The organism is Bartonella koehlerae C-29, from assembly GCF_000706625.1.
GTDB classification, from domain to species: domain Bacteria; phylum Pseudomonadota; class Alphaproteobacteria; order Rhizobiales; family Rhizobiaceae; genus Bartonella; species Bartonella koehlerae.
This window is the reverse complement of the sequence record NZ_KL407334.1, coordinates 1,364,492-1,384,185: the sequence shown is the minus strand read 5'-3', so window position 1 is coordinate 1,384,185 and position 19,694 is coordinate 1,364,492. Positions and strand designations below refer to the sequence as shown.

The following is a 19,694-nucleotide window of genomic DNA, read 5'->3' as shown; positions in this document are numbered from 1 at the left end:
GCGCATGCTTTTGGGCTTTTAAAGATATTTTTAAAAGGTGAACTATGATGGAGTGGATCACTGATCTCCATGCGTGGTTTGGCTTGGTTACGTTGATTTTTCTCGAAATTGTTTTAGGAATAGATAACCTTGTCTTTATTGCAATTTTAGCTGAAAAATTGCCGCTGCATTTGCGTGATCGTGCACGCTTAATAGGTCTCACTTTAGCATTAGTGATGCGATTTTTTCTGCTTACGGTTATTGGATGGGTAATGAATCTCGATACGATGATTTTTGAATTCTCATCCTTTGTGTTTAGTTGGCATAGCCTTATCTTGATTGGTGGTGGTGCCTTTTTGCTGGCAAAGGGAACGCTAGAGTTACATGAAAGATTAGAAGGTGGAGCGCATGAAAGAAAAACAGATCTTTCTTATGTCGTCTTTTGGCAGGTAATTGTTCAAATTGTGGTGCTTGATGCTCTGTTTTCCCTAGATAGTATTATTACTGCAACAGGTATGATTGCAAAAGAGCAGGCAGCGGTTATGTATATAGCAGTTATGGTTGCTATGAGTGTGATGATGTGTGGATCAGGCGCTCTTATGCGTTTTATTAATCGTCATCCCACTATTGTGATCCTTTGTCTTGGCTTTTTGATGATGATTGGTTTTGCTCTCATTGTTGAAGGATTTGGTTTTCATATTCCAAAAGGGTATTTGTATGCCGCTATTGGTTTTTCTGTTCTTATTGAATCTTTTAATCAAATTGGACGTCGTAATCGTGAAAAGATGATTACAACAAATGATCTACGTGGTCGAACAGCTGATGCTGTTTTGAGACTCTTAGGGGGTGGAAACAAAGATGGTAATCTGAGTGAGACTGTAGATGTCATTGCTGAACAGGCAGCAGCTTCTGAGTTGTTTCGACCGGAAGAAAAAGAAATGATTCGTGGTGTTCTTGATTTGGCTGATCGTCCTGTCCGTTCTATTATGTCACCGCGTAATGAGATTGAGTGGTTGGATCTCAATAGTGATGAGTGTGAAATGCGTGAAGAGTTACAAAAGGTGAAACATAGCCGCTTAATTCTTGCACGTGAAAAAGTGGATGAATTTGTTGGCGTTGCTTTGACTAAAGATCTTCTGTTGAATTTGGCTGAGGGAAAAAAGATTAATTGGAAAAAAGCTATGCGAGAACCTCTCGTTGTTCATGAAAATACAAGTGTATTACGATTGATGGAGCAATTACGTCATTCTTCAATTCAGCTTGCAATTATAGTTGATGAGCATGGATCTTTTGAAGGGATTGCTACACCAACCGATATTCTTGAAGCTATTGCAGGTGATTTTCCTGATGATGATGAAGAACTCATGATAGCAGAAAAGCTTGAAGATGGAAGTCTTCTTGTTGAGGGATATGCTGATATTCGCCGTTTAAGTGGTTATCTTGAGCGTAATTTTGTTGATGAGGCAGATCGTTATACTACTCTGGCAGGATTTATGCTTTGGCGGTTTGGTCATTTACCTAATGAAGGTGAAAGCTTTGAAGCTGATGGTTTACGCTTTAAAGTTATTGAAATGGATCGCCGTAATATATCTAAAATCCTTATCTCTCCGCTTGTCTTGCCAGAAAAAAGCTAATTATTGAGAAAGTCCAAGTGATAGGAAAAAGTTTTCTTTTTAGCGAGAGTGAAAAGAATAAGGAGATTAGCTGTACGATAGTGTTTTTATTATTTACAGGCTTTTAAGCGTCAAATGAATGGATAAGCAAAAGCTTGAATTATTCATGAATTTTCATTTCAAAAGAAGGGCTTTCATCGATGGTCTGCGGAAGAGGTTCGAGTAGAGAAAAAATGGTGTGTAGTGATTTTAAAATAGCCATTTTAAAAGACAAAATTTTTTTCAAATTATTGTTCGTATTTTATATATTTGTTTATAGAAACTCCTTTTATTCTTTTCTTTCATTAAAAGTGTGAGAGAAGACTATTATATTGCAAAATAGCAATCAAATATTTAAATCGATTGAAAAATCGATTGAAGGGGATAGATATTTTTGTTTTTCATGGTAAAGCTCGTTCTGGGGAGGAACAATCAAGAGACTTTTTGAAAAAGAATTGAAGTATCAAATATCTCTTTGTATTTTGAACAGTGAAATGGCATTGTCTTGAAAAAGAATATTTTAATACACAATCTCAAAAAAGACAAATGAAAATACTAGTCAGTTGATTTACATATGAATTCAAATTAAGTGCAGTTATCCTTACTCACTTGCGCGTAAAAGGAGAAAAGGTTTTTACTTTTACTCAGATAGTGTCTTGCGTGTTTTTCTTACAATATTGTTGAACTTCGAAAATTGCTACAACAAATAACGAGATGATGAGTGGTATGATCAAATAAAGCATTCTAAATACAATAAGTGCTGCAACAACATCAGTTGGGTTGATACTGGACATGCCTGTTATGAATAAAGCTTCAAGAACACCAACTCCTCCAGCAGGGGCGTTGGAGAGAAGGGTTATCGTGAAAGATGCTAGGAAAACACCAAGCACAGAAATAAAATGAACATCTGTGTTGTGTGGGAGTACAGCGTATATAATTCCTGCTGCTCCTAAAAGTTCTAAGGGGCCGATGAGAAGCTGTTGAACAACAATTTTCAACTGTGGATAAGAAAGTTGAATTTTTTTTCCCAAGCGTAGAGGTTTTAACTGAAGCCAGCTACCAAAAATATAGAGTACCGTACAACCGAGTAAAATGACACCAACAGTCGTTCCAAGCCATTCAGGAAGATCATCATAAATAAGAGTGATAATTTGGGGTTGCAAAATTAAAACGATTCCAAAAAGTAAGATTGTGCCTATTACAAAAGTAAAAGAGCAAAACCCTACCAATATCGCAATTTCTGTTCCACTTAATCCCTTCATTTTATAGGCGCGGTAGCGCACGACTGCACCAGAAAAAACTGAAGCGCCAATATTGTGTGAAAGTGCATAGGTGGTAAACGAACATAGAGCAATAAAAAACCAAGAAATCTTATGACCGAGATGTTGCAAAGCAATTCGATCATATCCAGCAAGAGCAGCATAAGCTAAAAGAGAACATAAACAGGCTAATAGCCAGTGTTGTGCACTTAAATTGCTTAGTCGTTCTAGTACGTTACTGAAAGAAATGGCAGAGAGCTTTATATAAAGAATCCGGATAGATATCAGCATGGCTAAAATACCAATAAATGGCCATATCAATTGCTTCATTCTCATACTGTTTTATCCGTTTTTGTTTTTATATGTTTTCTCTAAATGCCATTCATGATTGCGCAATATTTTTTTATGAATCTCTATCCAGTTATATGCTCAATAATACCATTTGCGATTTCTTCATCATCAGTTACTACAATATCTGCTCCTAAATCAATGAGATAAGCTGTATCTACATCGGATAGTGCATGTGTGATTATCTGGATACCTTTTTCCATATCACGTATATTCACTATACATTCTCCTACTTCAATAGTATTGCGCATTGTAATAACAACTTTGTACGCATTGCTCATATTTGCAGCATTCATGACATCTTGTTTAATGATATTGCCGCAAATGACTTCAAAACCGTCTGCAATCGCTTTGTCAGTAAGGCGTTTTGATTCCTCCACGATAACTACAGGATCACCTCTGTTTATTAAAGATAATGCAACACTTTTACCAATACGACTGTAACCAATAATTATGATATGATTTTTTTTTGAGGTCATTGGTAAAAATTCTTGGTCAGGATCTTTCGGATCAATATCAATGATTTTTTGTGTGTCTTGTGAGTTTTTAGGCAAACTTTCTAGATATTTTTTAATTTTTCCAAAGGCAATAAAAACAAGGGGATTGACTAAAATAGAAAGAATTGCTCCTCCAAGGATAAAGTCATGAGCATCGTTGTTTAAAAGCCCAAAGCTTAAACTTAAGCCTGCAAGGATAAAAGAAAATTCTCCAATTTGGGCGAGGCTGGCAGAAATTGTGCAGGCTGTTGCATTAGAGTAGCGAAAAGCTTTAAGGATGAAAAAGGCAACAGCAGATTTCCCTAGTATAATAATAAATAATGTTGCTAAGAGAGGAAAAAAGTGAGTTAATATTTTTCCTGGGTCAAATAACATACCTACAGAAACAAAGAAGAGAACAGAAAATGCATCTCGTAGGGGTAAAGATTCTTCAGCTGCACGATGGCTTAATTCTGATTCACTCATAACCATACCTGCAAAAAAGGCTCCAAGGGAAAGAGAAACACCAAATAAATGAGCAGCTCCGAAAGCTACCCCTAGTGCGGTAGCAAAGACACTCAGACGAAATAATTCACGTGATCCTGAATGTGCACTTACTTTTAATAACCACGGGATAACGCGTCGTCCAATCACAAGCATAAGAATGATAAATATAATAACTTTTAGAATGGTGAGACCAAAAATTCCCCAAATGCTTAAGTCTAACCATTGAATAAGAGGATCAAAAGCTTCCTTTTTCGTATTGCCAAGGATGTTTGCCAGTGATGGTATGAGAACAAGTATCAAGACCATCGCTAAATCTTCAATAATTAACCAACCAACAGCAATACGTCCTTTTTCTGTTTCAATAAGATGGCGTTCTTGCAAAGTACGCAATAGAATAACAGTACTTGCTGTTGATAAAGCTAAACCGAAAACTACACTATTGCTAAGACCCCATCCCATGATTAGACCAAGGCACGAGCCTAAAAAAGTAGAAAATGCCATTTGTGCAATAGCAGCAGGGATAGCAATAGCTTTGACAGATAATAGATCTTTTAATGAAAAATGCAGACCAACACCAAACATCAGCAAAATAACGCCAATTTCAGCAAGTTGGTTGATAATGCCGGAATCTATTCTAAAACCGCCTGTGTTTGGTCCCACAATCACACCAGCTAATAAGTATCCCACGAGTGGTGAGATACGCAAACGACTAGCAATCATTCCTAAAAGAAATGCTAAGCATAAACCTGCAACGATTGTTGTAATAAGTGGCGTATCATGGAGCATAATATTTACGGCTTTTTCAAAAAAATGAGTTCATTAAAGCAATTGTAGCTTTTTTCTAATAAGAGAGGAATGGTACTTCATATATGAATTAACGTGGCATTTTTATTGTAGTTTCGTGTTTGTGCGATTATTTTTTTTACGCCACCAATTCCCGAGTAGTAGTAAAATAGGAGCGGCAATAAAGATTGAAGATGATGTTGCAATAATAATTCCAAATACCATAGGAAATGCAAAATTATGGACAGCATTTCCGCCCCATAACGCCATAGGGAGCATAGCGAGAACGGTGGTAGCGGATGTAAAGAGACAGCGTATAAGAACTTGGTTAATTGAGAGATCAATCAGTTCACGTAGTGACATTTTTTTATAAAGGCGCATATTTTCGCGCATTCGATCATAAACCACCACTTTATCATTTATGGAATAACCAACAATCGTTAAAAGAGCGGCGATGGCAGTTAAATTGAAATCAAATTGAAATAAAGCAAAAAAACCAATCATTTTTGTGGTGTCTAGAATGAGCGTTACAATTACTCCAACTGCAAAGAACCATTCGAAGCGTAACCATATATAAAGAGACATAGCAATTGCCGCAAGAATAACCGCAGTAAAAGCAGCTGTAGCAAGTTCACCTGAAATTTTGGGACCAACGACTTCTATTTGATCGAATGTGGCATTAGGATAGATATTTTGTACTGCTGTTTTCACTTTATCAATAGCAGCAATTTGTTGTGTTTCGCCACCACTTTGTTTTTGAATGCGGATGAGCATGGTGTTTGCATTGTCCATATTTTGTAGCGTAACTTCACCGATATTAAGGGTAGAAAGCTGTGAACGTAAGGTTGCTAAATTTGCTGGAGCTTTGGTGGTAATGCTCATTTGGCTACCGCCAATGAAATCAATTCCGAAATTTAAGCCAGGTTTAAAAAACAGAAAAACAGAAGCAAGAGATAAAATAATTGAGACACCAATACCAATGAATCGCGCTTTCATAAAGCAGAAAGTTGTATTTTGTGGGATGACATTGAAAACAGAGTGAAGATGCAGAGTTTTGATTTTCCATTTACGGACAACCCAAATCATCATGATACGCACAATGGTGATATTTGTAAACATGGAGATGATAATACCAAGCAACATTGTGATAGCAAAACCGCGAACAGGACCGGTGCCAAACCAAAATAGTAAAATAGTTGCAATAATTGCAGTAACGTTGGCATCGACAATGGTCGCGAAAGCTTGTTTGAATCCACGATCCAAGGCAGCAAAGGCGCTGATGCCTTTTCGACTTTCTTCACGGATACGCTCATTGATGAGAATATTGGCGTCAACAGCGATACCGATGCCTAAAATGATACCAGCAATACCTGGTAGTGTGAGTGTAGCACCCAGAAGGCTTAGTGCGGCAAGTGTTAAAATAGTATGGAGTGCTAGTGCGATATTTGCAATAATACCCCAAACTCCATATAGAAGAAAAATAAAAACTGTAACAAGAACAAAACCAATGATACCTGTGTAAAGCCCCATTTTGATGGCATCAGCACCGAGGTTAGGACCTACAGTTCTTTCTTCAATTACCGTTAGCGGTGCCGGTAAGGAACCAGCTCGTAAGAGAGCTGCTAAAGTTGATGCTTCTTTGGGGTCAAAATTTCCTGTAATTTGACCTTGTCCGTTGGGAATGACGCTATTAATGGTCGGAGCGGTCAAAACTTTGTTATCAAGAACGATTGCAAAAGGACGATTGATGTTTTGCCGTGTTATGTCAGCAAATATTTTTGAGCCCGTGGAATTCATGGTAAATGAAATAATAGAACGCCCTGGCATTTGCGGGTCAAAACCTGCACGGGCATCTTTCAGGACATTTCCGTCTAAGGCGATTTGGTCATAAATTGCATAGCGTTGTGTTTCATCAGTATAACCAGAAAGAATTGAAACACCTGTGGGTAAGTTATTTATATCCACGTTGGAGGGAACAAGATGAAAGGTCATCTTAGCGGTTGTTCCTAAAAGATCGCGTAGCTGCTTTGGGTCTTGTAGACCAGGCAATTGAACCATAATACGATCAGTTCCTACCTTTTGGATGGCTGGTTCTGTTACACCAACCTGATCTATACGACGGCGGATGATTTCTAAGCTTTGCTCAATAGCATTGCTGATACGTTCTTTCATACCAGCTTCGGTTAACATGACACGGATAGTTTTATTTTGAGCACTGATAGTGATATCATCGGCTGTAGTCCCAAAACTGTTGTGTATAGGTGTAATCAATGTTTTTAAAGCAGAGACAGCTTTTTCACTTTCTATTGGATCAGAAATAAGAGCAATTACGCTATTCTCGATGATACGAACGCTCGATGTGCGAATTTGCTTTTCACGAAGTATGTTTCGCACATTGCCTAAAATTATGTGTAGTTGATCACGTTTTAGTGTTTTTGTATCGACTTCAAGGAGAAGGGAAGAACCTCCTTGAAGATCAAGGCCAAGTGTTACACGAGTGTCAGTTAAGAATTTTGAGTTTTTAATTTGTTCTTGCGAAAATAAATTGGGTAATGCAACGTAAATGCTGCTTAAGAGGATAAAACAATAAAGAGTAATCAACCAACCGGGTGTACGCATGATATATTCCGCTAATAGGCAATTTAATGGTTATTAAAATGAAACGCAGGAGTAAGCATAGGATGATGGTTTCACATTTCAAAAAAAAGTTGGACGTTTGTTTGCAAAACATTGCGTCTGAAAATTATGAAGTCGTATACAAATAATTATGGCAGCTATTAAAGATTTATTCAATACTAGGATACTTTGAAAATCCCTGAAAGGCAAAACATAATCTGTATGGAGTGTTAAAAACTTTTTGTTTCTAGCTGGTGGAATGTTTAAGTGATCATACTTGTTTTCTAAATTAAATGCATTAGTTGTAATGGCATTAATGACATGTGGTTGTGCCATCATAAAGAGTATATGCTCCTAGATCAGTGGTTAATAATATGCCAAAGCTGGACAGAAAAAACCAAATCGTAAAAGGAGAAAATTTTTCTTTTTTTGCAATAGGCGCGCAAAAAAAAACATACTAGTTTGCTTTCTGTCTCTTATTTGGTATCGACTTACTTTATTCTTTCTTTTATCAGATTATAGGATGAAGGGAAGCTTGTATAAAACTTGTTTTACACAAGTTGAAAATATTTGTCTCATTTCATATTTCTACGAAGATGGAGTTCTACATTTAAATTTAAGGCAGATATGTGTTTATTTTTTAAAAAAAAATTATGTATTTTTTTCTTTATTCTTGGAAGTGTTGTTGGATGGAGCTCTTGTGTATGGGGGCATCTGGGATTACAATCAATAATTGGGCAATCGGTAACGTCTCACTCAATTGATGAAATTATTCAAAAGCAACAACAAATTATTAAGACACTTGAACAAGAGATAAAAAAATTACAAAAAGATTTTGCCAACGAATCAGTAGATGAATATGTCTTGGCGAAGGTTCGTTTGCGTGCGCGCGATATCAATAAACGTGCTATAGAGGCAGCATTTATTTTGCGTGCTCCTCTTAATGATATTAATGTATTTCTTGATCAATTGACAGAACTCAAAGGTGAGCCAAAAAATTTGAAAGAGCGCTCTCATCTGATAAATAAAAAAGCACAGATTAATGATATAGTGCTGCAGTTTGAAGAAATCTTTTTGGCTACAAATAGAATAGCCGAACTTTCTCTTTCTCAGTCTCGGGAACTTTTTAAACGCACATTGACGAACAGACTTGAGTTTTCGATACCGATGTTCAGATATTTCGTTGAAAAAACAAAAGAGGCTTTCTCTGATTTTCTTTTTCTATTTAGTTCTTGGTGTAAATTCGTATTTCATTTCAAGTTTTTACAGCTATTTTTTTCATTTTTAATTCCGCTTTTTGTTGCTTTGGGGCTTTCTTATTTTTTTCGTAAAGTTTTCGCTCATGTGAACTGTCATTTTACTAAGGTCAATGAGGAAATATCTTATTTACAACGCTTATTGGTTGCTTTTATTTCAATTCTTTTGCCTTTGCTTGTCTGTATTGTTTGCATTTATCTCGTGTTTTTTTTATTTCATAGTTTTGGCGTGGAGTTAGGGAAACTCACAACGATATTTTATACTGTTGGACATCAAATTATTTTAGTCTTTTTGATCAATCGTTTAACTCTTGTTTTTTTATCATCGAATATGACCCATGTGCGCCTTTTCAATATTATGCCGCTCGTAGCACATCAATTAGTAATTTTGCTCACTTTTCTAGGTGGCATTTTGGCATTTGATGCTATTCTTGATAGTATTTATCAAATCGTTTCAGCTTCTCTTTCTTTGACAATTGCCAAAAGTTTTATTGCTGTTTTTCTTTTTGCAATACTGCTGTTTATAATTTCGTTTGTGCCTTTGCAGTTTAGACGTAAATCTTTTCAAGATGAAGAGATAGAACCGCACTTTTTTCCACTTTATATACGTATTCCCCTCATTACATTGGGATTATTGCTCATTGTGATGGATTCTTTAGGGTATGTTGGTTTGGCTCATTTTATTATGCAGAAAATCGTGATTGGTGGTGCATTTTTGGTTCTCATGTATTTAGGGATAAAAAGTGCTCAAGCTATTGGAATTAAAGGGCAATTTATGAAAACGAGCGTTGGTCATGCTTTGATGCAATGGTTCCATTTAGAAGAGAAAACAATGAATCAGTTGGGGATTTTGATAAGTGTTTTCCTCAATTTAATTGTGGTTTTACTTTGTGCAATGCCAATTGCTGTACAATTTGGATTTTCGTATTCTGATTTGCGAGGGGTGTTGTGGCAGTTTATGACTGATTTTCAAATTGGAAATGTGTCTGTTTCTTTAATTTCTATTGCAATTGGAATCATTGCTTTCTTTGCTTGTCGGTTTCTCAACCGCCGATTTGTCTGCTGGCTGGATGGAACGGTATTGGTCCATGGGGAATTTGATTCTGGTGTCCGTAATTCTATCAAAACAGTTATCAGTTATGCTGGTGTTGTTGTCTCCGCTTTGATAGGATTGTCAATGGCAGGTTTGGATCTTAAAAATTTTGCACTCATTGCTGGTGGGCTTTCGCTTGGTATAGGTTTTGGTTTGCAAAATATTGTTCAAAATTTTGTCTCTGGTCTTATTATTCTGACTGGGAGACCGTTTAAACTTGGAGATTATGTGGAAGCTGGATCAGTGGGTGGTATAGTTAAACGTATTAGTGTACGTGCGACAGAACTTGAAACATTTCAGCGTAAGACGATTATTATTCCTAATTCAAGTCTCATTAATAATAACGTTAATAATTGGACTCGAGGAAGCAAAATGGGGCGGGTTGATATCCCTATTACTGTTTCTCCTAATGTTGCTCCGGAGCGTGTTGTCGAAATTTTGCTAGAGATTGCTTCTACGACAGAAGGTGTTTTAAAAAATCCTGCACCGCAGGTGAATTTTACGGCGTTCGATAGTAAGAAATTTTCATTTAATTTGTCTGTTTATGTGCCTAACATTACTTCATCTTTTAAGGTAACAAATGCTCTTCATTTTGTATTATATAAACGTTTTGTTCAGGAAGGAATCTTAGAGTGCTAAAATATCTTCATGTTTTTGTTGGGGTTATCTTGTTGGATATTTTTATCATGACAGCTTTTGCAGCAACTGTGAAGAATACTGATTTAGAGATACAATCTTTTACTCTTGTTGAAGGGAGTACCCTTTCAAATATTGCGTTGTATCCTCATCAAACAGCTACGATTTGTATGAAAGGGTGTTTTATCACTTTTCCTAATCAAGATCGTTTTGTGGTAAGGGCAGAAGATAATATAGAAATCAGTGAGGGTAGAGCAATTTTTAAATAAAATGGTTTAAGGTTTTTGTGATTAGAGAAAATTTGGAAAAGCAATGATATCGTTTTTTCTTTCTTAAATAATATCGTAATTACAGAATGAAGAGGGAAAGCTGTGATCTCAATGTGAGGTTTGGCATTGATTTAATAAGGCAGGTAGGATTTTTCTTAGCTTCTTATAGTATCTGTAATACGTATTTTTATCCTGATACCTCTTAAATATTTTTATAAGATTTGCATATGTAGTACAAAAGGTAAGAAATTAAAATAAACTCAATTAAGTTTTTTATGATCTTTATTTAAAATAAAGATAACATATGTTATTTATTTGAATTTAATTTATTCATCATTTTTATTATTTTATTTTAAAATATATTTGTAATATATTTGGTTAATATTTTAAAAAATATTGCTATAATTAAAAATAATTTGCTCTTTATTTATAGGGTAATGCGCGCAAGAAGCTCGCTGAATGATCCATTTTTAGAATTTTAATACGCTAATTTGAATAAGAAGAGTATTATTATTTCATAATATAACATTTTCTGGGTTAAAGTTTTATAATCTAAATTATTGATGATAGCAAAAGTCGTAAAAGTGATTAAATTTATTTGCTAAATTTAAATTTTATAGTTATAATTGCATGCATTTTTCAGCATAAGATTTTACGGTTCTTTCAAGTTTTCTAAATGTAATGCTTTTGTTATATCTAGATAATAACAGTGGGGTATAATTTTATGAATACAAGGTTTATAATAGCATCTCTTTTTGCTTTCATTCCAGCTTCTGTGATACAAGCTGCAGATGTAACAGTTCCTCATCAGTCAGAACAAGTTATTCCACCAGCTATCACATCTCATCCTTTTTCTTGGACAGGTTTTTATTTTGGAGGTCAAATTGGTGGTTTTTCGAGTAAAATTTCTGCAATGACTCGTGATGTTGACGTTCCTCTCTATCCTGATGAGAGTAGTAAGAGTAAAAAATGGATTCCGGTTGAAAAGCAATATATACCTAGCCTTTCCGGTTTTATAGGTGGTTTTTATACAGGTGCTAATCTCGAATTTGGCAATGGTTTAATATTAGGAATTGATACAGATATACTGTTCTTGGGGCAAAAAGATACAAAAATTATCGTTCATAATGAAACTGTAGAGGGTAGTACGGAAGAGGAAGGTAGTGAGCATAAACAGGCTAGTTTCAGGTTAGGTTACTTAAGCGAAGTTTTTAAGCCGGTTGTAAGAAATCAACAAGAAGTAGAAGGAGATCGTTTTACTTTCAGTCATACTTTGAAGCAAAAATGGACTGGTGCTACACGAGCGCGTATTGGTTTTTCTGTTGCGCGTATGATGCCTTATATCGCTGGGGGTGTTGCGTATGGGCAATTTCAAGATATTTTGTCCATCTCGATTACTGGAGAAGATCCCTTTTCTGCTATATTAGATGAAACAAAAACGATGATTGGTTACACTGTGGGTGGTGGTGTTGACTTTGCAATGACAAATAATTTTATTGTTCGTGCGGAGTACCGTTACTCAGATTTTGGTAAAAAGAAATTCAAAGATGAGATTGAACTTGATTATAAGACGAATGATTTCCGCGTCGGCATAGCTTACAAATTCTAATTTTACAAAATGAAATTCGCTTAAAGAGGTCCTATCTTTGATAGGGCCTTTATTCTTTATTTGTGTAAAATACTGTTTTGTGGTGGAGAAGAGGCTGTTAATTTTAATTGTTAAATGGTGAAAAAAGTTTATCAGACACCCATTTTTAAAGAATGAAAGCTTTTGAGATTATGAGCACAGCTAAGACATGTGTTCAAAAGGAAACCATGATTCGTAACTTTCCATAATTATGACTCTGCTTAATAACGCTATAACACTATCATACAAAGATTTTGAAATAGTCTATTTAGCAATTTATTGAAAAATTAAGAGAAATTTAAAGTAATGGTGCGGACGGCGGGACTTGAACCCGCAAGGTCTTAGACCGGCAGATTTTAAGTCTGCTATGTTTACCGATTTCATCACGTCCGCGATAAGAACTCTCTCATAAGCTATATCTTTTATTGAATCAAGAATTAATGATAAGAAGAAAACTTTTCATTCTTCGTTCAATTTTTGACTGACAATGGTTGCTTTTATAGCTAGAAGGGACTTTTGTATAGTATTGGTGAAGCATGAAATGACTGCTGTTATGAGTAAATTTATTCAAGATGTAAACAAGGCTATGGTGGCTTTGCATAATGTGTTTGCTGAAACACCTCTTCAAAGAAATGATTTTCTTAGTCAAAAATATGATGCAGAAATTTATTTAAAACGTGAAGATTTAACTCCGGTGCGATCTTATAAAATTCGCGGTGCTTTTAATTTTGTTTCAGAAATGCTTGGTAAGATATCTCAAGATGCAGCATTTGTTTGTGCGTCAGCGGGCAATCACGCGCAAGGGGTTTCTTTTGTTTGTCGCTATTTTAAACGTAAAGGCGTGATTTTTATGCCTGTGACGACTCCGCAACAGAAAATTGATAAAACACGCGTTTTTGGCAAAGAATTTATTGATATTCGTTTAATTGGTGAAACATTTGATCAATGTTATGCGGCAGCACAATCTTTTGCCACGGAGAGTGGCGGTGTTATGGCTCCGCCTTTTGACGATGTTCGCATTATTACGGGGCAGGCGACAGTTCTGTGTGAGATTGTTTTGCAATGGAAAAAACTTAATGGGGAAAGCGAGCCAGATTTGATTCTTGTCCCTGTAGGTGGAGGTGGTTTGGCCAGTGGTGTGAGCAAGTTTTTACGTGAATATGGTTGGAAAACCGAGCTTCGCTTTGTTGAGCCACAAAGAGCTGCAAGTTTGCTTGCTTGTTTGAAGAGTGGAAAACGTGTCAAACTTGAAAATATCGATACATTTGTAGATGGGGCTGCTGTAGCGGAAATTGGCGCGTTAAATTACGCAATGCTGAAGAAATTTTTACCAGATTCTGTTATTACAGTTCCTGAGAATCGTGTGTGCTCTACAATGGTTGAAATGCTCAATGTTGAAGGTGTGGTCCTTGAACCAGCTGGCGCTTTATCGATTGATGCTCTTAATAGTATTTCTCCTCAAGAGTTGAAAGGTAAAAGAATTCTTCTTGTTATTTCAGGTGGTAATTTTGATTTTGAGCGTTTGCCAGATATTAAAGAACGCTCTCTACGTTTTCAGGGTTTGAGAAAATATTTTATTTTTAGTTTTCCGCAACATCCTGGTGCGTTGCGTAGTTTTCTTGATCAACTTTCTCCAGATGATGATATCGTGCGTTTTGAATATCTTAAGAAATCATCTAGAAGTTTTGGCTCTGTGTTGATTGCAATTGAGACAAAAAAATATGATAATTTTTGTCTTTTAGAAGAAAAATTTCAAGCGTTAGGTTGGCGCTATCGTGATATTACTGATGATCAAACGTTATTTGATTTTGTTATTTGAGGATAAATTTTTGCTGGAAAAAGAAATATAAAAATCAGATCTCTTTTTTTGATTTTTTATTGGAACTGTCTTTTTATAATGTTACTCAACACAGTTTAGCATTTGAACTAAAGGGTAATATAAAAAACTGAACTTTTGAACTTAGTTGTTGATGTCATTCATGCGGTAAAAATGGAAATTTTATGCTTATTTCTGCTTATATGTCCGATTGTTTTTATTAAAGAATAGTTCGTTGATTAAATATGTCAGACTATCATTTATCGCACAGTTTTTAATAGCTGTGTGTTCAGTTTGAGGTTTTGCTTGCGGTGTTTATTGTTTAGATAAAACAAAAGTAGACTATCTACTTGCTGATAACAGTCCTTTTATGCTTTGATTCCCGCTACGCTTGAGATGAGAGATCATATCATTCACTCTTGAACTGTAGCGATTTTTGATAAAATATAATGGTATTTCACCTATGTTGGTCAGAAAACTTTACAAAATCCAGTTTTTTGAGATTTATCCTGATTTTAAGAGGGGTATCTTTCTTGAAAGAAATAATAATAAAAATAAGAAATGAATGGTTGTAATATTATTTTTTTTTATTCTTGATAAATAACTTTCGTAAATTTCTTGCTTTTTTTTGTCATACAATGATAAATGATAGTGAAGGTATTTGGGTTGGTGATCTAACTCTTTTTTAAATGAAATTTATATGCCTTTATTCTTGGTTTTAGGGTATTCATTAGCTGCGCAATCGCTCTTTTAAGCGTTGCTTCACAAATTTGAAATATCAAGATCTTTTTTGCGCGGATTCTTGAGTAACAGAATTCAGCTTATTTATTCCTTTCTTAGAGTTGTTAAGCTGGGGAAAGATTTTATTTTGAACGTAATAAATAGAAAAAATATTTTCACAAAGTTAGGTTTGCCTGCTCTTTTGGTTAAAAACTTGATCATTGCTGGTATGCGTAAACCTAAACTTATTCAAGAACAAGCTATTCCAGTGATGTTGAAAGGGCGTGATATTCTAGGGATTGCACAGACAGGTTCTGGAAAGACCTTGGCATTTAGTTTACCTATTTTAAGTCAGATTTTGGCTTTGGGTAATAAACGCTTTCCTAAAACCGCTCACGCTTTGATTTTAGCTCCTACGCGTGAACTTGTTGTTCAGATTGATGAAACAATTCGTGCAGTTGCGAAAGGAACGCATCTTTCAACTTGTCTCATTTTTGGTGGGGTGTCACGTTTCAAACAAATTAAACGCATGGAAGCAGGTATAGATATTTTGATAGCAACACCAGGTCGTTTAAGAGATCTTGTTCGTGAAAAATACGTTGATCTTTCTCAATCACGTTTTTTGATTTTGGATGAAGCAGATCGTATGTTAGATATGGGCTTCATTCATGATGTACGGCACATTGCAAAACTTTTGCATCAAGGGCGTCAAACAGCACTTTTTTCTGCGACAATGCCCAAAGAAATTAGCGCACTTGCAAAATGTTTGCTCAATGATCCAGTAAAAATAGAGATTGCTCCTCAAGGGACTACAGCTGCGGAAATTACCCAAAAATTATATTTTGTTTCTACACGTGAAAAAAAGAACCTTTTAGGTAAACTTTTAACAAATCCGAATCTTACTTCGGTTATTGTTTTTACGCGAACCAAACACGGTGCTGATGCTGTTACGCGTAGCTTAGCAAGAATAGGATATTCTGTTGCGACGATTCATGGAAATAAATCACAAAGTACTCGACAGTCTGCATTGAAAGCTTTTCGTGAAAGATCAGTACGGATTCTTATTGCGACAGATATCGCAGCACGCGGTATTGATATACCAGGTATAAGTCACGTTATTAATTATGATTTACCAGATGAATCTGAAAATTATGTTCATCGTATTGGTCGCACAGGACGCAATGGCGCTTCTGGTGAGGCTATAACACTTTTTGATGAAGGTGTGGAGCAGATGCGGTTGCGTGCTGTAGAGCGCTTGATTTGTATGAGATTAATGCGTGAAACTATACCAGAAAAGTTTGCAGCCTTTCCAGAAAAGCCTCTTGTGCCGGACATGATAGAAAAAGAAAACACTAAGGAAGCTCATTTTAGAAAATCTAAGTGTCAGAAACGGATTAGGGGGCACAAAGATAATGATGTACAGTCACAAGGAAGAAATTTTTCCTCTCCAAGTGCAAGACATAAAAAAGCAAAAGCAGTGGCAAAACATGCAAAGTCTTTTTGTTTCCGCAAGTCGGTAAATAAGGCAGCTTGAGTAAAATACTGAGACAAGATCATGAGTTTAGAATATTTTCCTCTTTTTTCTTCTCAGTTAGAACTAAAGCAAGAGATACAAAAAGCAATTCTTTTGCCAAAAGAAAAGAGAGGGTATTTTCAAAGTTTTCAATTTTTTAGAAGTGAAAACATTTATGATGTAGAGACATCAACAGAGATAACAATAAAGGTAGCTTGTCAAGTTTTTTAGAAATAGTGCATTAATTTCAACTTTTGAGAGAACTTTTAAGGGCGTATTTTGGTGGTGGTGCTGAGAGATCTTGATGAGAACGAAGTGGGTGTTGAAGATAAGCGGTATAATGTTCGCGTGGAAATAAAAATGCCCATAGATTTTAATGCTGGTCTTATAGAAAATGCCATATGAATTATAGGAGGTGAACATGTCTGCTTTTCGGTTTGGCTTTACGGTTGAAGAGGTCGAGCAATTGATCAAAGATAAAAAAAGTGAATTATGATATTACAAGCTTCATTAGAAAATATTTTCAACAGCTTTTATCCAGTTTCACCTTTTTATAGAAAAATTTGTGCGAAAAATATCTAAAGCAAGGCTAGCGTTCATTTAAGAATGGAATGTTTTGCGTTTACACGCTTATCAAGCTTTAACAGAGTGGTTTGATCCCTTGATTATTACCACACAAGTGATGTTAAAAATCCTTTTTTCGTACAGATATGCACATCACAGAAAAGGAAGCAGAAGAACTTCTTTGTCAAGATTTGCAATAATTTAAGCATGTTGTTGAACAAGCTCTTATTTCGTATAATTTGGGAATAAAAGTTTTTGTTTTTTACAATTCCACATTATAAAAAAGCTTAATGAAGATGATTAGCAAAAAACGTTTTTATGCTAAAAATATTCCTGCTTTGTTTAAGAAACTAGAATATCTAATAATGCCATTCAGGGTGCTCTTCAGGAAATGTTTTAAGAGAATATAAAAGGAGCAAAAAGGCGCGGAAAGATATATCAAAACTCATAAAAGTTACCCAATTTTGATGCATAAACAATTATTACCTGCTCTGTAAAATGACCAAACCTTAGTAAGGGAAAAAACTTATCTGAGATTTCAGAGAGAACAAACTGGTTGTTTAATTGATATAACAGAAACAAAACATTGATTTATAAAGATAATTTATTATTTTGTATCTTGAATGAGAGATCCCTAATATGGTAAGATTCTCTCATTTCAAATCTGTTTTATGTTGAATCAATCAAAACCATTCGCTTGTACGTTACAGGAAGGATTGGCGTATGGATAAAAATTCTTAAAGAAAAGGAGTAAACATGCTCCTTAATATCGTTTAAATGCAATGCTTGTCGTAACATTGGAAGCTGGCAAAGAGAATGATAGTGTCGGTTTGCTGCTTCATAAGGGTAAAAATAGTGAAGTCTTAATGGATTTACCATTATATCATTCATGGGTGCTATCGCGAAATGGGTTTGGGTAGCTTAATAGATAAAGAATGTATCCAGTTTGAGAGGATAGGTATGCGTTTAAATTTATTGAAATAATCAAAGTGTCTTAGTGTCTTATAGTGGTGAGAATTTTGTGGAAAAGGATTTTACTAAAGGCTAGAAGTGGTAAATATTTTCTAGGGTATTGAAGAATATTTTGTATTACACCTTAACGATTCCGATGAAGTAAAAGGAAATTTCCAAAACTTCCTATTTTTTAGAATGAGGAAATATTCTTACCTTTGATGTGCGTGAAAAGAAAATCTAAAATCTTTTACCGATAGGTATTAAAAATATACTTAAAGAGCTTCTAAATAACAATACACTGTAAAAAGACATTTGAAATCCACTTCCTTTACTTTTATTTACACACCATCCACTTTTTAAAATACACGTAAAAGCGATAAATTACACACCACAAAAAAGACATGGCTCCCCGGGCCGGATTCGAACCAGCGACCAACCGGTTAACAGCCGGTTGCTCTACCACTGAGCTACCGGGGAACAGTGCCCAATCTTTCAACTACAAAGGCTATAGCAAAGCAAGAGTGATTTGCAAAGTATAAAATTGTTTTTTTAAAAAAAATATCAAAAATTGCATAATTGAAGAGGAAAAAAGGTTAGAGAAAATTTCTACACCTTGACGGATGCGTTGCCTTCCCTTATTGACGCTTTATATGTTTGTTAACGAGGCCTCGTGGCGGAATGGTTACGCAGAGGATTGCAAATCCTTGTATCCCGGTTCGATTCCGGGCGAGGCCTCCAGCCTATTTTAAACAGAATGGCCTTTAAGGGTAATATACGCAAGTGAACTGTTGCTCTCTGTGTTAAGAACGCTTTGCTACGGAACTATGAAAATAGAGTGCGGTTAGAATTTCGTTGTTGACTGGAGCGTATTTTTTGTAAACACCTTTTATAAGGATTGGAGATCCTCATTATTGTTGTTTTGTTATTGTATGGAGGAGACAAGGGGCATTATGGTCGCAGATTTTACAGAGCTTCGCCGGAAAATGGTTGACAATCAAATTCGTACAGTAGATGTGACCGATTTATCAGTTCTTGAAGCGTTTTTAATGGTACCGCGTGAAGATTTTGTACCGGAAGATATGAAAGCTTTGAGTTATCTCGATACCGATATCCTTATATATCCAGCACGGGAGGGAGTTCCTGCATACTATTTGATGGCACCTGCTCCTTTAGCCAAATTACTACAGCTTGCCGTTATAAAATCATCGGATATTGTGTTAGATATTGGGGCCAATAGTGGTTATTGTGCGGCATTGCTTTCAAAACTTGCACGTTTTGTTATTGCGTTAGAAGCTCATAAAGCTCTTATAGAGCGAACTTCTTCGACCTTAAAACGTAATCAATGTAACAATGTGGTTGTGGTTCATGGAGCATTGGAGCAGGGTTATGCTGTTGAGGGTCCTTATGATGTGATTTTTATTGAGGGTTCTGTCGATTTTATCCCAGAAGTTATCTTTGATCAGATGAAAGATGGGGGACGTCTTGTTGTAGTTGAAGGACACGGTAATGCTGGTGTTGCTCGAATCTATGTAAAAGAAAATGGAATTATTTCTGCGCGTCGCGCTTTTAATCTGGCTGTAAAATGTCTTCCTGGTTTTTTAAAGACGCCTGATTTTATATTTTAGT

Annotated in this window: 11 protein-coding genes and 3 tRNA genes; 9 read left to right on the top strand and 5 right to left on the bottom strand. The window is 35.6% G+C overall.

Translation table 11 applies throughout. The features are described from left to right. The first annotated feature begins 44 nt into the window (after positions 1-44). Positions 45-1,613: a TerC family protein gene (locus tag O9A_RS05955; protein WP_034459672.1), complete on the top strand. Its 1,569-nt coding sequence runs from the start codon at positions 45-47 to the stop codon at positions 1,611-1,613. Between the two features lie 662 nt (positions 1,614-2,275). Here the strand turns inward: O9A_RS05955 and O9A_RS05950 are convergent. The 3 genes from O9A_RS05950 to secD all read right to left on the bottom strand — a co-directional run bounded on the left by O9A_RS05950 (position 2,276) and on the right by secD (position 7,623). Further along, positions 2,276-3,226, bottom strand: a complete 951-nt coding sequence (locus tag O9A_RS05950; RefSeq protein WP_034459669.1) for a lysylphosphatidylglycerol synthase transmembrane domain-containing protein — start codon at positions 3,224-3,226, stop codon at positions 2,276-2,278. 77 nt (positions 3,227-3,303) lie between these two features. Then, positions 3,304-5,007 carry a cation:proton antiporter domain-containing protein gene (locus tag O9A_RS05945; RefSeq protein WP_051665592.1) on the bottom strand — a complete coding sequence of 568 codons (1,704 nt, stop codon included), beginning with the start codon at positions 5,005-5,007 and terminating at the stop codon, positions 3,304-3,306. 102 nt (positions 5,008-5,109) lie between these two features. Next, positions 5,110-7,623 (bottom strand): protein translocase subunit SecD, encoded by a 2,514-nt coding sequence (gene secD, locus O9A_RS05940; protein ID WP_034459666.1) that lies wholly within the window; start codon positions 7,621-7,623, stop codon positions 5,110-5,112. Positions 7,624-8,247: 624 nt separating this feature from the next. Here secD and O9A_RS05930 point away from each other — a divergent pair. From O9A_RS05930 to O9A_RS05920, 3 genes are all read left to right on the top strand, one after another. Next, positions 8,248-10,608, top strand: coding sequence for a mechanosensitive ion channel domain-containing protein (locus O9A_RS05930; protein ID WP_034459664.1), 2,361 nt, complete (start codon positions 8,248-8,250; stop codon positions 10,606-10,608). Next, a complete protein-coding gene (locus O9A_RS05925; RefSeq protein WP_034459661.1) occupies positions 10,602-10,874 on the top strand; it encodes a hypothetical protein in 273 nt (90 codons plus the stop codon). Before O9A_RS05930 ends, O9A_RS05925 begins: the two co-directional genes overlap by 7 nt. 724 nt (positions 10,875-11,598) lie before the next feature. Continuing rightward, positions 11,599-12,483: an outer membrane protein gene (locus O9A_RS05920; RefSeq protein ID WP_034459658.1), complete on the top strand. Its 885-nt coding sequence runs from the start codon at positions 11,599-11,601 to the stop codon at positions 12,481-12,483. Positions 12,484-12,808: 325 nt separating this feature from the next. Here O9A_RS05920 and O9A_RS05915 read toward each other — a convergent pair. After that, positions 12,809-12,894: transfer RNA gene (locus O9A_RS05915), tRNA-Leu, on the bottom strand. 148 nt (positions 12,895-13,042) lie between these two features. Here O9A_RS05915 and ilvA point away from each other — a divergent pair. The 3 genes from ilvA to O9A_RS08565 all read left to right on the top strand — a co-directional run bounded on the left by ilvA (position 13,043) and on the right by O9A_RS08565 (position 16,955). Then, positions 13,043-14,320: a threonine ammonia-lyase IlvA gene (ilvA, locus tag O9A_RS05910; protein ID WP_034459655.1), complete on the top strand. Its 1,278-nt coding sequence runs from the start codon at positions 13,043-13,045 to the stop codon at positions 14,318-14,320. Between the two features lie 865 nt (positions 14,321-15,185). Next, positions 15,186-16,571, top strand: coding sequence for a DEAD/DEAH box helicase (locus O9A_RS05905; RefSeq protein WP_195890922.1), 1,386 nt, complete (start codon positions 15,186-15,188; stop codon positions 16,569-16,571). A gap of 261 nt (positions 16,572-16,832) precedes the next feature. After that, a complete protein-coding gene (locus tag O9A_RS08565) occupies positions 16,833-16,955 on the top strand; it encodes a hypothetical protein (RefSeq protein ID WP_280949007.1) in 123 nt (40 codons plus the stop codon). 1,515 nt (positions 16,956-18,470) lie between these two features. On the opposite strand, the gene O9A_RS05895 is transcribed toward O9A_RS08565, so the two are convergent. Then, positions 18,471-18,545: transfer RNA gene (locus O9A_RS05895), tRNA-Asn, on the bottom strand. Between the two features lie 187 nt (positions 18,546-18,732). On the opposite strand from O9A_RS05895, the gene O9A_RS05890 reads away from it, so the two are divergent. Both O9A_RS05890 and O9A_RS05885 read left to right on the top strand, forming a co-directional pair. Beyond that, a tRNA-Cys gene (locus tag O9A_RS05890) sits at positions 18,733-18,806 on the top strand. A gap of 212 nt (positions 18,807-19,018) precedes the next feature. Next, on the top strand, positions 19,019-19,693 hold the full coding sequence (locus O9A_RS05885; RefSeq protein WP_034459649.1) for a protein-L-isoaspartate O-methyltransferase family protein: 675 nt from the start codon (positions 19,019-19,021) through the stop codon (positions 19,691-19,693). The last annotated feature ends 1 nt before the right edge of the window (position 19,694 follow it).

Bases quoted from the DNA above. Each gene is read 5' to 3' on its own strand.
- O9A_RS05955 (WP_034459672.1), top strand. From the start codon at position 45: ATGATGGAGTGGATCACTGATCTCCATGCGTGGTTTGGCTTGGTTACG.
- O9A_RS05950 (WP_034459669.1), bottom strand. From the start codon at position 3,226: ATGAGAATGAAGCAATTGATATGGCCATTTATTGGTATTTTAGCCATG.
- O9A_RS05945 (WP_051665592.1), bottom strand. From the start codon at position 5,007: ATGCTCCATGATACGCCACTTATTACAACAATCGTTGCAGGTTTATGC.
- secD (WP_034459666.1), bottom strand. From the start codon at position 7,623: ATGCGTACACCCGGTTGGTTGATTACTCTTTATTGTTTTATCCTCTTA.
- O9A_RS05930 (WP_034459664.1), top strand. From the start codon at position 8,248: ATGTGTTTATTTTTTAAAAAAAAATTATGTATTTTTTTCTTTATTCTT.
- O9A_RS05920 (WP_034459658.1), top strand. From the start codon at position 11,599: ATGAATACAAGGTTTATAATAGCATCTCTTTTTGCTTTCATTCCAGCT.
- ilvA (WP_034459655.1), top strand. From the start codon at position 13,043: ATGACTGCTGTTATGAGTAAATTTATTCAAGATGTAAACAAGGCTATG.
- O9A_RS05885 (WP_034459649.1), top strand. From the start codon at position 19,019: ATGGTCGCAGATTTTACAGAGCTTCGCCGGAAAATGGTTGACAATCAA.